Annotated in this window: 12 protein-coding genes; 2 read left to right on the top strand and 10 right to left on the bottom strand. The window is 67.1% G+C overall.

Annotation, left to right across the window (positions count from 1 at the left end):
- Positions 1–90: 90 nt before the first annotated feature.
- Positions 91–282 carry a hypothetical protein gene (locus EB084_08145; GenBank protein NDD28222.1) on the top strand — a complete coding sequence of 64 codons (192 nt, stop codon included), beginning with the start codon at positions 91–93 and terminating at the stop codon, positions 280–282.
- A gap of 263 nt (positions 283–545) precedes the next feature.
- On the opposite strand, the gene EB084_08140 is transcribed toward EB084_08145, so the two are convergent.
- Entirely contained in the window at positions 546–1,532 is a 987-nt protein-coding gene (locus tag EB084_08140) for a malate dehydrogenase (GenBank protein NDD28221.1), read from the bottom strand.
- 131 nt (positions 1,533–1,663) lie between these two features.
- Positions 1,664–2,605 carry an LLM class F420-dependent oxidoreductase gene (locus EB084_08135; GenBank protein NDD28220.1) on the bottom strand — a complete coding sequence of 314 codons (942 nt, stop codon included), beginning with the start codon at positions 2,603–2,605 and terminating at the stop codon, positions 1,664–1,666.
- 251 nt (positions 2,606–2,856) lie between these two features.
- Between EB084_08135 and EB084_08130 the strand changes: the two genes are divergently transcribed.
- Positions 2,857–3,405: a hypothetical protein gene (locus EB084_08130; protein ID NDD28219.1), complete on the top strand. Its 549-nt coding sequence runs from the start codon at positions 2,857–2,859 to the stop codon at positions 3,403–3,405.
- A gap of 35 nt (positions 3,406–3,440) precedes the next feature.
- On the opposite strand, the gene EB084_08125 is transcribed toward EB084_08130, so the two are convergent.
- The 8 genes from EB084_08125 to EB084_08090 form a co-directional block, all read right to left on the bottom strand.
- Entirely contained in the window at positions 3,441–4,691 is a 1,251-nt protein-coding gene (locus EB084_08125; GenBank protein NDD28218.1) for a hypothetical protein, read from the bottom strand.
- A 187-nt stretch (positions 4,692–4,878) separates the two neighbouring features.
- Positions 4,879–5,121, bottom strand: a complete 243-nt coding sequence (locus EB084_08120) for a hypothetical protein (GenBank protein ID NDD28217.1) — start codon at positions 5,119–5,121, stop codon at positions 4,879–4,881.
- Positions 5,106–5,441, bottom strand: coding sequence for a hypothetical protein (locus EB084_08115; protein NDD28216.1), 336 nt, complete (start codon positions 5,439–5,441; stop codon positions 5,106–5,108). Before EB084_08115 ends, EB084_08120 begins: the two co-directional genes overlap by 16 nt.
- Positions 5,442–5,483: 42 nt before the next feature.
- On the bottom strand, positions 5,484–6,542 hold the full coding sequence (locus tag EB084_08110) for a hypothetical protein (protein ID NDD28215.1): 1,059 nt from the start codon (positions 6,540–6,542) through the stop codon (positions 5,484–5,486).
- 178 nt (positions 6,543–6,720) lie between these two features.
- Positions 6,721–10,014 (bottom strand): glycoside hydrolase family 9, encoded by a 3,294-nt coding sequence (locus EB084_08105; protein NDD28214.1) that lies wholly within the window; start codon positions 10,012–10,014, stop codon positions 6,721–6,723.
- 445 nt (positions 10,015–10,459) lie between these two features.
- Positions 10,460–12,070 carry a serine/threonine protein kinase gene (locus EB084_08100; protein ID NDD28213.1) on the bottom strand — a complete coding sequence of 537 codons (1,611 nt, stop codon included), beginning with the start codon at positions 12,068–12,070 and terminating at the stop codon, positions 10,460–10,462.
- The gene (locus tag EB084_08095) at positions 12,067–12,849 is read right to left on the bottom strand and encodes a hypothetical protein (protein ID NDD28212.1); all 783 of its coding nucleotides are present in this window, start codon (positions 12,847–12,849) and stop codon (positions 12,067–12,069) included. Before EB084_08095 ends, EB084_08100 begins: the two co-directional genes overlap by 4 nt.
- Positions 12,850–14,551: 1,702 nt before the next feature.
- The coding region (locus EB084_08090) for a hypothetical protein (GenBank protein ID NDD28211.1) at positions 14,552–14,764 on the bottom strand (213 nt) is incomplete at its 5' end.

Here is a 14,764-nt window from a genome sequence, read left to right as displayed (position 1 = left end):
CCCTCGGCGCCGGGGAACGCCTTCAGCCCAGCGGGGACAGGCGTCGCCGCAGAAGAGGTCGATACCACTGGGGAAACGGATGTCGTCGGCGTGGTTGCGGTGCTCGTGCTCGAAGAGGGCGTGGAGGCCATCGTGGCGACCTCTCCGGCAGCGCTGGGGACAGCGGCGGAACTGAAGGTGCTTGCGCCCGCGCCTCCGCCCCCGCCGCAGCCGGCGCCCAGGGTGAGCGCGGTCAGCAGAAGTGAGGTCCCGAAGATGGACACCGCGCGAGAACTACGTTGAGAATCAGATGGAATCGTCATAGGTGACGCTCCGCTTCTTCTCTCTCCCGCTCTCATCTTAACGACAGCGGCCCGCGAAGTATCGAGGCCATCGTCGCAATCGGGAGTCGCGTTCCGCGCATCGTTCCAAAGGACCCGGAACCCGACCAAGGTCGCATCCGGAAAGACAACGGGGACGGCCGAAGCCGCACCCGCGAGGCATTGACCGTGCGTCTCGCAGGCCACCGTTCGACCGAGCGTCGAACGGCGCCCGCCGACGTCGCGCTACACCAGCGCCAGACCGCGCACCGCGTCACGCTCCTCGCAGAGCTCCTTGGCGGTGGCGTCCATCTTGGCGCGGCTGTAGGGGTCGATGTTCAGCCCCTGCACAATGCTCCAGATGCCATTGCGACACTCGCACGGGAAGCTGTAGATGAGCCCCTCGGGAATGCCGTAGCTGCCATCGCTGTAGACCGCCATGCTCACCCAGTCGCCCTGGGCGGTGCCCAGGGTCCAGTCGCGCATGTGGTCGATGGCGGCGCTGGCCGCCGACGCCGCGCTCGAGGCGCCACGCGCCTCGATGATGGCGGCGCCGCGCTTGGCCACGGTGGGGATGAAGGTACCGTCGAGCCAGGCCTGGTCGTTCACCAGGGCCGCGGCGTTCTGCCCGTCGACCTCGCAGTGGAAGAGGTCGGGATACTGGGTGGTGGAGTGATTGCCCCAGATGGTCATCTTCTTGATGCTCGTGACCGGCTTGCCCACGCGCGCGGCCAGCTGCGAGAGGGCGCGGTTGTGGTCGAGGCGGGTCATGGCCGTGAACTGGCGCGGGTCGAGACCCGCGGCGTTGCTCTGGGCGATGAGGGCGTTGGTGTTGGCGGGGTTGCCCACCACGAGAACCTTCACGTTCTTCTTCGCACTCGCGGCGAGGGCCTGGCCCTGCGGGCGGAAGATGCCGCCGTTGGCGGAGAGCAGATCAGCGCGCTCCATGCCGGCCTTGCGGGGCATGGCGCCGACGAGCAGCGCGTAGTCGGCGTCGCCGAAGGCCACGTTGGGGTCGTCTGTCGAGACCACGCCCGCGAGAAGCGGAAACGCGCAGTCATCGAGCTCCATGACCACCCCCTGCAACGCCTTGAGCGCGGGCGTGATCTCGAGCAGCTGCAAGATGACGGGCTGATGAGGCCCCAGCATCTCGCCACTGGCAATTCTGAAGAGAAGGCTGTAGCCGATCTGACCGGCAGCGCCGGTGACGGCAACACGAACGGGAGCTTTCATGGATGCGCACCTCAGGTGTGAAATGAAGCGGCTCTCTTATCGCTGCAGGTCGGGTTGTCCTTCACGCGGCCGGAGATGCCGGGCGACGCCCCCCGCCAGCGGTCACCGGCGGAGAGCGTCGAACCGCAGCGTCAGTGCGCGGCAGCGGCAGATGTGCGGCTCGCGCGCCACTCGAGCAGCCGCTTGGCGTGATCGAAGCTGAACGGGTGACCCATGCCGCAGATGAAGTGGCGGATGCCCACGGCGTAGTAGTCGTCGAGCTGCGCCAGCGCTTCGGGAGACATGATCAAGATGCTGCGCTCGATCTCGGCCGGGTTGCGGCCCACCTCAGCGCACCACTTGTCGAGCACGGCCATCTTGTGGGCCATCTCTGCCGGGGTGCCGAAGTAGTTCCAGAGGTGCGCGTGCTGGGCGGTCATGCGCAGGGTGAGCTTCTCGCCCCCGCCACCGATCATGATCGGCATGGGATTGCGCACGGGCTGCGGGTGCAGCTTCGCCAGGCGGGCCTTCATGCGGGGGAGCGCGACATCGAGGTCCTTGAGGCGGCTCCCCGCGGTGCCGAAGGGATAGCCGTACTCAACGTAGTCCTTCTCGAACCAGCCGGAGCCGACACCGAGGATGACGCGACCGTTGCTGATGTGGTCGACGGTGCGGGCGATGTCGGCCAGCAGCTCCGGGTTGCGATACGAGTTGCAGCTCACGAGCATGCCGATCTCGATGCGCTTCGTGAGCGCGGCCCAGGCGGCCAGCAGGGTCCACCCTTCGAAGTGCCCGCCGTATTTGGCCGAAGCGCGGATCTCGTCTGAGACGGGGAGCGGAAAGGGCGAGTCGGGCATGCCGTACAACGGGTAGAAGTGGTCCCAGGTGAAGAGGGCGTCGAAGCCGAGCTCGTCGGCCTGGACGGCCGCGCGGGTGAGGTCGGCCATGGGGGTGTGCTGCGGGTGAAGCTGGACGCTGACGCGGATGGACACGTTGATTTCTCCTAGCGGTAGACTTCGTGGGACGGGAGTGTTCACCCCGACGCAGCCGTCTCCTGTCAGACACCATGCTACACCCGCAGCCCCCGTGCACATTCGATCACCCACGATGTGACGGCCCCGATGGCGACATCATCTGGCGCACCAGCCCGCTATGATGGAGACGATGGAGGCGTTCGCTGCTCGATGGCAGACACCCGTTCAGACGTGCGTGAGAACGTGCGTGAAGAGATGCGTGAAAAGCACCCCGCCTTTCGCGTGAAGAGCGCGCGGCCCTACCATCAGCACAGAGCCAGGGGGCCGGAACGGCAGACCGTTCCCCCCAACTGAAAGGGAGGCCTCAGCCCATGCGCCATCGCGACCTTCACCCCACCATCTCAAACAGCCACGACGCCGAGCACCGCCACCACGCCGTCGCACCTGTCATCGACTGGTTCGAAGCGCAGGGATACGCGTACCGGCTCGACGAGCGCGGCGACATCGACGCAGTCTTCCACGATGGCAGCGAGCGCTATCGCGTCGAGGTGAAGGCGCGCGCGGGCCAGATCATCCACGAGATCAGCCTGCCCATCCGGCTGCAGCCCCAGCGTCAGGGCGACGTGCTCGAGACCCTCGCGCGGGCGAACGCCAGCGACACCGCCTGCACGCTGGTCGCGCGCATCGACGAGGGCGTGCTGCTGTGCCGCGCCGCCGCGCACTGCGACGCCGCTCCACCCGACGCGACGTTCGTGGGGGGGCTGTTCGACGATGCGCTGCTCAAGGCCATGACCTACACGGGGTTCCTCCGTGAGGTGATGACAGGCACGCTCACCCCAGCGCAGGCCGCCGAGCACGCAGAGCGCTGCCTCGCCGAGCTGCGAGGCCAGCACGTCGACGACATCGACGACGCCGCCTGAAGAGAGCCCATACGCAGGCCAGAGGCCAGCTGGGCTCAGTCCTTGCGCTCGATCCAGCCCTTCGGGGGCTCGCCCCGCATGATCGAGGCCACGTCGGCCTGGCTCAGCCCGTGGGGAGGACGCATGTCCTTGTCGGCACCCACCGCCTTCGCGAGCGGGCTCTTCTTGACGCGCTCGGAGTAGCTCTCGAACGATTTCATCGCTTCCTGGAATCGTTCCATCTCGGCGCGAGACACGCTGCGCGGTACCGACGACAGACCCTGTCCCTCGACGGGTCGGATGCCTTCCTTGTTGAGCGCTCCGTAGAGCTCGCTGTCAGCCTGCTTGCGCGCCTGTGCCCAGGCCTGCTCCTGCGCCTGGGCGCCCCCCCCGAGCAGACCGTTTCGCCCCTCCGCCCCCTTACGGGCGGCCATGCGCTTGATGAGCCCCAGCCGCTCGCCATCCGGCGTGCGCCCCGTGCGGGCCGCGTCGGCGAGGGCCTCGCTGACGTCACGCGCCGTCTGCGGGTCGCGCATGAGCGCTTCGCGTATCTGGGGAACGTCGTTCTGGTTGAAGGTCTGATCGGCTCCGCCCAGCTTGTCTTCCGCGAGCATGTCGTGCACGAACTTCATGTCGGCCAGCTCCTTCTCGTTGGGCAGCAGACCGGACTTCTTCTTCACGTCGTCTTTCATGCGATCGAGCCAGCCGCCCCAGCCGCCCTTCTTCGCGGCGTCGTCGGTGGACGGTGCGGCGTCTTCCTTCTTGCTCGACCCGTCAGACGAAGAGGCCGGCGCGTCCTTCTTCGTGCCCGCGCCAGACACAGGGGCCGCATCGGGCTGCGCCTTCTCCTCGCCTCCCAACGACGACATCCAGCCCTTCAGCCCGCCGAGAAGCGCTGCGCCGCTGCTCTTGGGCGCTTCCCCTCCCGTGGCGCTCGCCGCACCCTGCCCCTGACCCGAGGGTTCTTCGGCGCGTGGCGAGGTCGCGGGCGACGTCGGGTCGTGCGGACGCGCGGGATCGACGTGAGGCTGGGAGACGCCGGGTGCCTGACTCGGGGGATGTGTCTGCCCCTGCGCATGAGGCTGCCCCGGGGGATGGGTCTGGCCCTGAGGATGAGACTGTCCCTGGGGATGCACCTGCCCCAGGGGATGGGCCTGGCCCTGGGGAGACGCGCTCCCCCCCTGCAGTCGCTGCAACGCGGGCGACGCGCCATTGTGCGGCGTGGCGGCGCGCAGCGGAGAGGGCTGCGCGTGATGGACCGGCGCGTTTGCGTGGGGAGGGTTCGGGTGCAGGCGTCGGATGCGCATGGGGTCTCCTTCTCGAGCGGCTCTGCCGAGCCCCAGACCTGCCATGCCGCCGTCGTGTCGAGGCGGGCGGGTCGAGGAGCGCTCGGCGATATGATGGTGAGACGATGCGATGCCGCCGATTTGCAGCCGACCCACGACGCCCCGCAATCGAATTCGCGTTGCCCGCCACGCCGTTCTGCCTGCAAATCTATATGAGCACCGCGTCGAACACGGCATGAACACAACACTCTCGCCCCTTCCCGTTGTCACCGTCCCCTCGAAGCCCGTGTCGCTCGCGCCGCGTGGCACCGCGAAACCGCCCGAACAAGACGAAGACCGGCTCAGCCTCGGCACGCGCGCCGCGCACGCGGTGACGGGAGGGCTGATGATGGGCGCCATCGGTGGAGCACCCCTCGGCTGCGCCCAGCTCACCGTCTACGGCCTGACCCACGGCAACTGGCTGCTGGCCCTGGCCGGTGGAGCCGCCACCTGCGTTGCCGCGCCGACCTCGCTTGGGATGATGGCCATGACCTGCATGCTGGCCGACACCCCGCAGGGGGCCCGCGTCCTGCAGGCCAGCGCCATCGCGGGCATTGCCGGGGGCGTGACGGCCGCCGCGCTCGGCGTTCCCCTGTGGATCTCGGGCACCCTCGGCGCCAGTGTCGCCGGCGCGGTCATCGGCGGCTCGCTGCCGCACTGAGCGACGGCCACGCGTATACAGAGCAAGACACCCGAGACGCGTCGCGCAACAGGCGCAATGAAGAAGAGCACCCCTCTGCGGCGGTGCTCTTCTTCGTGGTGTCGCGTGAAGATCTATCGATAGACCTCGACCTTTGACGTGTTGAGATTGTACACGAGATATCCGCCCTCAAAATCCTGACGAAGCCCCTCTTTGACCCTGTACTCGTCAGAGACGGGAAGCCCCATCTGGCCCTCCTGGCGACCGATCTTATCGTACGCGGGATAGAACGTGAGATTGCGCACGTAGAAGAACTGACCGTTCTTGTCGCCGTTCGTGTGCAGATACCCGCAACCGTTATCGAAGAGGAAGCTCTTGCTGGTCGTACCGTACAGCGATGCTGCCGGCTGGTACGGTCCTCCGTTCAGCGTGCCGTAGTACGCGGGTCCACCGTGTCGTATGTACGCGTCGGTGGCCGACGGCGGCAGCGCGCCGACCCAGTTGTCTCGAGGGTCTCTCTCCACGCGATAGAGAAGGCTGCCGTTCTCATACGTCTGCATGCGAACGCGCGCGCCAGAAGAGCTGACACCCACATCGACCACAGGGCTGGTGGGGTTTCCCAGGTCGCCCCACGGGGGAGGGCTCTTCATCCATTGCGCTCTTCCCGACACAGTGAGGTAATCGTGTTCTTGATCGGCCACCGGTCTGCCGAGATTCAGAACGTCGGGCTGCGCTTCTCGAGTCGCAGCCTCAGAGCGACCCGCATTCGGCGCAAGCGCAGCAGACGCCGACGAATCGACCATCGCGGAATGCTCAATGCCTGTGAGCGATGCAGCTGCAACCGGCGTGGAGAGCTCGGTCAAGCCGACCACGGGGGGCGTCGCGGCTGCCGGCGCGGCGCACGCCGAGAGGGTCACGGCAGCAGACACGACCGCTCCAACACAACGACCCACCCGCAGCGCAGCAGATGACGAGGCTGCATCGGCGCTGGCCTCGGCCGCCGGATCAGAGGCGCTCGGAGGCGAGACATGTGCAAGCGGCAACGTAGAGGGTGACGGCGATGCATAGGGGCTTCGCACGAAGGCGTCTGGGCGTTCCGCAACGCGCAGAGAAGCCGCGCTTTCAGACCTCTCGTGCGAACGCGCGGGCTTGATGGGCGACGCCCCAGAGAGACAGGAGGTGAGCTGCAGCATGAGGATACTCGATTCGATGGAGATGCATGATTGGAGGTGTGACCCCACACGATTTGCACGACGTCACTGAGCGCGGATGTGCACGGCCCGACTTGAGACCCGGACCGAGGCGCGAGGGCCCTGCGTGGCGTGGCCGGCTGCCTTCGCCGTCAAGGGCCCTCACGCCCCGTGCCGAGCGTCACGGCGCCAGCCCCAGCACCGTCGCGCCAGTGGCACGCGCCTGATAGAGCGACATGACCTGTACCGTGCCGGAAGCCCTCGCGCTCACCTTGATCTGCTGCAGGGTGACGTCGTCAACAGTGGGGACAGGCACGGTCATTGCGCCCTGGGGCGATTGAAATGTAACCGCCACACCATTTGTCGAGACCACCCCCCCCACGAAGGGAGTGGCGGCCGCACTGACCGTCTGGCCCGTGACGATATCGCCCGTCGACGTGACCGCGGCTCCACTGAACAGCGCCTGACCTCGTGGCACGACGCACGCCACCCCCCAGCACGACAGACCCACGGCCGAAGCAGACGAGCTCGTCACGAGACCGTTCATGAAGTAGCGAAACGATACCGACACCGATGCGTTGTCGGGTACGGGCGGCGAGCCCACGAGGCTCAACCAGCCCGTCGTGCTCTTGAGCCCCTGCGACAGCGCAAGCACGGCTGACGTGCCGTCGGCCTGATTGAGCTGAACGGTGATCTGCTGCTGCGCGGCCGATGACAGCACCGAGGCTGGCACAGCGACCATGCCAGCACTCGACGAGAACACGACCAAGGCCCCCTCGTTTCGCAGATCGGTCACAGTCCCGATGAACGGGTTCACCGTAACTGTCACAGCTTTACCGGGCACGAGCTGACTCAACGTGAGCCCCCCGAACCCCGCAAGACTGAAGGGCACCGCACAGATCTGGCCTGAGCTGAGCCATACACAGCCATCCACCACCTTGATCACAGTGCCTCGCAAGGTCGACGCAAACCCGACCGACACCGTCTGCCCTTGTACCGCACCCACGCCAGGCAGCGCCACGGCAAAGCGGCAGATGGCGAAGGCGCGACGTCCGTCGGGCCACTGCGCCTCGGCGTGGATGGCCGCGGAGCCGGCTGCCTGCGGCGTGTAGCTGAATGTCGAGGCCCCAAAGCACGGCTCGACGTTGGTGCCTTCCCACACGATGCGACTGGCCGTTGAAAGGTCGAGTCCCGGCACCGATAGCGTGGCGGTGATCGGTTGATTGACGACGGCGCTCCCCGACAAGGAGACGGTGGCGGGAGCGCAGCGCCAGGCCTGGGTGGCGAGGGGCGTCCGTGCCATGAGCCACGCGGTGACGGCAAGCGCCTGTACCTGGTTGCAGCTCATCGCCTCACGGTATACGTCCCAGCCGTCGGTGAAGCGATCATAGATCGGCTCGCTGGCCACCGCGGGATAGTTGACGGCCGCCAGCTCTGTGCCGTAGGTCGATATGTAGTAGAACCAGGCGCTGATCGACCCCACCGCGATGCCGGAAGCGGGCAGCGAGAGGCCGCTGTTGCGCGAGTACTGGTCGACGATGGCCCGCGGGCGGCGCCATCCCATGCCCGTGGTGTACGCCACGTTCACCGGATTGGTGCCATGCTCGTAGTTGAGGTTGCCCACGATGGCATCGATGAGAGCTGGCGAGGGTGAGAGCTGGTAGGCGGTGGCGAGCTTGAACGACTGCTGCTCGCAGAAGTACCACGCCGCATTGCCCCAGCGCTTGTCGACCAGGCTGTAGCTCACGTTGTAGGCGCTCGCCTGGGCGTTCGCCACCTCATCGCGACCCGCCAGGCGAATCTGGTTCTCGCACGCGGCCAGCAGCGTCGCGTCGAGAGCGGCTGCCGGCACGCGACCGCTTCGCGCGCCAAAGGCGTAGTCTCGTATGGCGCACCCGTATCCGGCGGGCAGGCGCAGCCACGACCAGCGCATCTGAGACGGGCTGTTGGGCGAGAGATCGGCGAGCACCTGCTTGTGGATGTCCGGATCGCCCGTGGCGAGGTACATCTCGACCTCAGCCCACGCCACGCAGTCGAGATCGTGAAACCCGCTGATCTCTCCCAGTCCTTGAAACGCGCCTTGTCGACCATAGCGCGCCCAGGCCCCCTGCAAGAACTGCCACCCCGCGCGAGCCCGCGTCACATAGGCGGCGGCAGCGTCGGGGAACTGCTGACGAAACACGGGAGACGACCCGATCTCGGCCAGGGCCGCTACGGCCGCCGCCGTGGAGGCGGTGTTCTTGGGCCAGGCCACCTGTGGCTGGTATCGCGTGCTGTCCGGCAGAACATCGCTCTCGTAGCGCACATCACGCGGATAGGTGCGCGAGAAGAAGCCGCCATCGGCGTCCTGCATGCGACAGAGATAGTCGGCCTCCCACTTTGCCAGCTGCAGCAGGTCGCCCACCCCGTCTCCACTCTCCGGAAGACCGAGATTGTCGAGCGAAGACGCGCCCGGGAAGCAGTCTGCGGCAAAGATGAGCCCGTGTACGAAAAGTGCGTTGTCGACGGTGTAGCGACTGTAATCGCCTGCGTCGTGATGGCCTCCGTGGGCATCGAATGGGGCACTGAACACAAACGGGTACAGGCTCGACGCCACGCTTGTCAGCGCCTGGGCGATCTGATAGGCGTCTGACACCGAGCCCGTGCCCGCGATGAATGAATTGGTGAGAGCGTACACCGCGTCCATGGTGGGAAGCTGCACCGGCGAGGCGTGGCAGAGACCGTGCTCGAAGCGGGTGAACGGCAGGGCGTTGTCGCTTCCGCATCGCTTGTGATAGAGACCCAGTGCATAGGCCCGTGCATAGTCGGCAGCCACACCGGCATCGATGCGAAACGGCAGCGAGACCCCCAGTCCAGGCACCACGAGACGATATCTACCCGGAATCGTGAGTGCCGAGAAATCGGCCTGACAGACCTTCTGATACGGCAGCACAGCAGCGTTGCTGCCCTGCTCTGCGCGAATCGACAGGGTGCCGGAGAAGGCTGCGGCGCCCGTGTCATCGATCACTTGAAAGGTGCTGCTGGGAAGACCGAGCTCGCCGAGAGACCCGAGGTAGTAGCCGACCATGGCCTTCTTGGGAAGATCCGGCAGGTACCCCTCGTGGTTGACATGAACGGCTGGGCTCCAGCGCATCGGATCGGCCACCGACGCATAGCGCTGGCTTGACGGCCACACATCCTGCGCAGGGTTGGTCACGCTCACCGCAGCGCCCTCGGAGATGGGTGTCGCAAGCCGCAGGTAGAGCGCGTTGCCGATGCGCAGATCGCGCACGACGGGGGCCGAAAGCGCCCACCGGCGAAAGCCGACCTCGAGCACCGGGACCGTCTGCTGATCAACCGCGACCACAAAGCGATCGACGGCGGGAAGCGTCGCGTTGCCGTTTGCATCGACAAAGCTCCAGGTCGTGGGAAGCGCTCCCGAGCTCTCGGTGTTCACATAGGTCAGCTCGAGCACGGTGGGCGAGATGATGCGCAAGCCACCGTTGCCCAGCGCAGGCGTGCTGAGCGTCGCTCCCTCCGGGAGATCGGCCAGGCTGGTGCCGGTGAGCTTCGAGGCAAGAGAGGTTCGCCTGCCACCAGACGAAACAGGATTCGCGCCCCCCCGAGTCTTGCGACGACGCTGTCGTCGCAGCCGCAGCCGCGCCCCCCGCGGCAGGAGGAGAGCTCTCCCCGACGTTCCCCGTAGAGCATCCCGTCAGTGCTGACAGCACCGACAGAGCAGCGATGGCCACCAGACGCACAATGCGTGAACGGCTGACGGAACGGCAAAAAAGGCCTCCGCGCATGACAGATCCCCCTCAGTCCCTCGCTCTTCCCTGCCGCGATGATAGACCACCGAGCCCATCACGCGCATCGCCTGTGAGAGGTAATGTGAGAGGCGACCAAGGACCAGACGACACTACGCCCGTTCTTCGAAACGGTCAGACCTGCGCCAGCAGCGCCTCGAGCACCGGCAGCAGCTCGTCGACGCTGGCGTAGCGATCGCCCTGGTCTCCCGCGCGCATGCGGTCGACCGCATCACAGAGCGCCGCGGGGAGATCGGGACGGGCCTCTGCGAGCGCAGGCGCATCTTCGGTGATCATGCGGGTGATGAGCTGAAAGATGTCGTCGGCCTCGAACGGAAGGCGTCCGGTGAGCATCTCGTACAAGATGACCCCCATCGAGAAGATGTCAGACGCGGCAGACGTGCTGCGGGCGTCGAGGTGCTCCGGCGACATGTACTGCGGGGTGCCCATGGTGGTGGCCGTCTGCGTCAGGCTGTGCCGATCGAGGCGCCCGGCGATGCCGAAGTCCATCACCTTCACCACTCCCGCCGTCGTGACCATGATGTTCTCCGGCTTGAGGTCGCGATGGATGATGCCGTGGGCGTGAACCACCCGCAGCGCGCGTAGCACGTCGATGGTGCAGCGCAGTGCCTCGGCGGTGGCCGTGGGCGCTCCAGGGGACATGCGCGCGCGCAGGGTCTCGCCATCGACGAGCTCACACACCATGAAGGGGTCGCTGCCGTCTTCGCCCCAGTCGAAGACGCGCACCAGCCCGCTGTGCTGAATCCCCCCGCAGATCTGGATCTCGCGCAGAAAGCGCTGTCGCGCCTCCGAGGTCGTTGCGGCGTCTGCGCGCATGCGCTTGACGGCGCACACCAGATCGTCGTCGAGGCGTTGCGCGCGATATACGGTTCCCATACCCCCGGACCCGATCTCGGTGAGCAGCAGATAGCGCGATCCCTGAGCACCGGTGACCGTGTGGCCTGTGTCGCGCGAGGCGCTCTCGCGCGCCTCCTCGACCACCTGCCGAGCCCGCTCAGCCGCCTCGCGGGCCTGTTCGGCCTCCACGCGATCGTTCGCGGCCTCGACCCTTGCGGCCCGCCAGCGGCGCACGGCCCACCCGGCTCCCCCCACGAGTGCAAGCACCAGGGCAACGTCGAACGCCAGGTACGAGAAGGGCCCGTAGAGCGGCGAGAACCGCGCCTCGAGGGGCTGCCCCACCGTCGGCGCCACCTTGCACGGAGCGAAGCGCGGGCGCGTGAGCCAGACCTCGGTCCAGCCGGCCCAGAGGCGGCAGCGCCCCCGCTCGTCGACCCGCACGCGGTAGCAGCGCGGCCCGTTCGTCAGCGCCGTCGGGCGTGCATCGAGCTGCTGCCGCTCCCACCCGGGGCGGCCATCAACGGCAGATTCTGGCACCCACAGCTCGGCGTCCGGGACGGCCGACACGTCCCAAGGCTGCCACACCGCGGGAAGGTCGCTCAGCGCGAGGTCCCCCCCGTTTACGGCGCCCCGCTCGATGAACAGGCGACCCGACCTCTCTCCCAGGGTGAACTCGATGCTCTCGCCGGCGCCCCAGCCTACACGCCACCGTCCAGAGGCCCACTGCACGCCATCGATGGGCTTTGCCGCGCCCTCACGGGTGCCGTCGAGACGGCTGACCGTCGCACCCGGAGGAACGCTGCTCAGCGTCACTGCGGGACGGCCCTGACAACGTTCCGCGCAGACCAGACAGGCAAGCAGCGCAAGCGCGAAGAGGCGTCGCATCACAGGCGGTTGCGAAACGCGACGTGCGTCTGAACAGTCTCGTGGGCGACAATGCCGTCGCGCACGGTGTGCTCGAGCGCGAGCCCGATATCGATGCCGGTGGGCTCGAGGGACGGCTTCAACCCCGACACGTGGGCACAGATCACGCGCTCGTCCGGCTGAACCACCTCGCAGGCGTCTCGCAGATCGCGCTCGGAGAGGCGAACGCCCGTGCCCTCGACCGGACGGGTCGTGCGAATCAGGCGCCCGCTGCGCCGGTCGAGGAACACGATGACGTGCTGCTGCGACGGCGCGTACGGGCTGATCTCACCTGCTCGCTCATCCGGGCGGCAGCTGACGGCGGCAACGGCACGGCTCACGTCGCCCTCCGGCGCCTGCCAGACCGAGACCGTTGCACCGGCGGCGCTGCGCAGGTCGCGACCCAGGTGAGACAGCGCCATCAGACCGGCCGCCTGAAGATTCGCGCGGGCCTGCCCCTTCGCGTACAGGCGCAGGCTCGACGCCAGCATCTGGCTGAGCACGAGCCCCAGCAGCGCGGCCAGCCCCATGGCGAACATGAGCTCGACCAGCGTGAACGCGCGAGACCGCGCGCACCCCCTCACCGCTCCCTCCACGACAAGACGCGCAGCGGTCGCGTGTCTTGCAGGAAGCGGTTCAGGTCGAGCTGGCGCTGCCAGTTCAACGGCCGACTCGGGTTGGTGACCCCGGCGGCGCGCAGGGCGCGGTTGCCCGCCTCCACCACGGCGCGCTCGGCGGCCAAGGCCGTGGCGATGATCTCCGATTCGGAGAGCGGCCTGCCGGTGTAGGCTTCGTAGAGACCGGCGGCTTCCTGCTTGGAGATGCGGTACTGCCGGTCCCCGAACTTGCCATCTCGTGGAGGACCGATGACGTCATAGAACACAGCAGCGGGCGCATCGAGCATCGTGAACCAGCCGCTCTCGCCGCTCACGTGACTGCTGTTTCCCTTCCCCGACCTCTCCACGTGCATGCAGAGCTGCGCCGGTGCGTTTCCGATCCTGGCTGCGACCTCCCTTCGCGTAGAGGCACTGAGGAGATCCGGCGAACGTTCGAGACGCTGCTGCAGATCCGGCAGCGACAGCGTGATTATCGACGGGGCAATTCCTCCCGTCTCTCCTGGGAGGTAGTCGAGCGGTTCGTACGCCTTTCCGCGGAAGGCGTCCTGGGCGGCCTGATCCATTGCCTCCACTCCGCTGGTGAGGGTCTTCTTCGTACCCTGGGGCACATCCATCTCTCGCGCCACTCCTCTGATGCGTGGGGGGGTCCCTGAATTGAACCAGAGCGCATCGGCGTCCAGTGCGGGATTCTCGACATTGATGGTCATGCGCGTTGCCTGTGATGTGCCCTCGAAGCGCACTTCCTTCAAGGAGACGGCGGCCGGTGCCTGCGTGCCGCCCGTTGGGGGGGCCTGCACGAATGCACCGGTGATCTGCACCTGACGGGCAAGAAACCCGCCGCGGGTGTAGATGAGACCACGGAACTCGCTCTTCTCTCCTTGCCCCAGCAGCTGGACGTCGCCCTCTGATAGCAAAGCGAGACGAGCGCCTTCTCGAGGCCCCCCCGTCATGTCAACGGCCCCGACGATATGGGTCCTCCCCTTGACGACGAGCGCGCCCTGCCCGCTCACCTGACCGTTCACAGTGAGATCACCCTGCACGTAGAGCAAGGCGCGATCGAGCTTCAGATCGCCGTTCACGGTCAGGTTGCCGCGATCATTGTCGCGACGGGTCACAAACGGTCCCCGAAGGTTCGACGTCCGTGCAGTGGAGGGCAGGTCCTGGGTGTAGGGGGCGAGGTCGCTGTCGCTGCGCGGGTCCCAGTCGTCGAGAGAGATGTTCGGCAGATCGACGGGCGCGCCGCCCGTGATGATGCGACCGAGCACCGTCGCGTCGTCGGGGAGCTCGACCTTGGGCGAGAGCAGATCTCCCCCCACGAGGAACCGCCCCTCGGCCTTCACGCTGGTGTTCGAGGCCAGGTTCGAGGTCTTCTCTCCTGGCACGTCGCTGATGCCGTTCACCTCGATGCCGTCCTGACTCTCGAGCGGGCCGGCAGTGGAGACCGCGAACTGATAGGGGGGGATGGCCAGCAACACCTCAACCTCACGACGCACACCGCCGCTCACCCCCACGCCCACGAGGCGCGCGGTGCCGCTGCTGCCGTCGGCCGTGATGGTGTTCGTCGAGGTCTCGACCTCGGTCTGGCTCGGGTCGAATGACACCAGCGCCCACCGATCATCGGCGAGCCGGATCGAGACCTGCTCCCTCTTCGTGCCGAACTCGGCATGCTCGTGAAGGCGCCCGACAGCCTCGTGCACCGCCGCCTCCGCAAGGTTGAGCGCGTCCGCGCGACGGATGTAGCGCTGGGTTAGATTGAGCTGCGAGCAGACCAGGGCCGCCAGCGCGAAGGCTGCCGTGATGGCCATGGCGCCGATCATCAGCACCTGCGCAACCGATATCCCTCGACGTCTCACGGGTTCCGGAAGCGGAAGATCCGCGTCTCCATCTCGAGGCTGCGGTCGCCCCACTGCACCCGCGCCACCACGCGCTTCACATCGGAGGTGCCGTCCGGGCTCGGGGTGACGGTGAGCGTGTAGTCATAGCGATCGCCGTCGATGGTCTCGGCCCCTTGACGATCGTCAACGGTTCCCCAGGGCCTGCTGCGGGCCTGCTCGAGCAGGCC

The sequence above is a fragment of the Pseudomonadota bacterium genome, from assembly GCA_010028905.1.
GTDB lineage: Bacteria > Vulcanimicrobiota > Xenobia > RGZZ01 > RGZZ01 > RGZZ01.
This window is presented reverse-complemented; position numbering and strand designations above follow the sequence as displayed.

What these genes read in the sequence shown, in the direction of transcription:
- EB084_08140 (NDD28221.1), bottom strand. Translation starts at nt 1,532, where the DNA reads ATGAAAGCTCCCGTTCGTGTTGCCGTCACCGGCGCTGCCGGTCAGATC.
- EB084_08135 (NDD28220.1), bottom strand. Translation starts at nt 2,605, where the DNA reads ATGTGCACGGGGGCTGCGGGTGTAGCATGGTGTCTGACAGGAGACGGC.
- EB084_08130 (NDD28219.1), top strand. Translation starts at nt 2,857, where the DNA reads ATGCGCCATCGCGACCTTCACCCCACCATCTCAAACAGCCACGACGCC.
- EB084_08125 (NDD28218.1), bottom strand. Translation starts at nt 4,691, where the DNA reads ATGCGCATCCGACGCCTGCACCCGAACCCTCCCCACGCAAACGCGCCG.
- EB084_08110 (NDD28215.1), bottom strand. Translation starts at nt 6,542, where the DNA reads ATGCTGCAGCTCACCTCCTGTCTCTCTGGGGCGTCGCCCATCAAGCCC.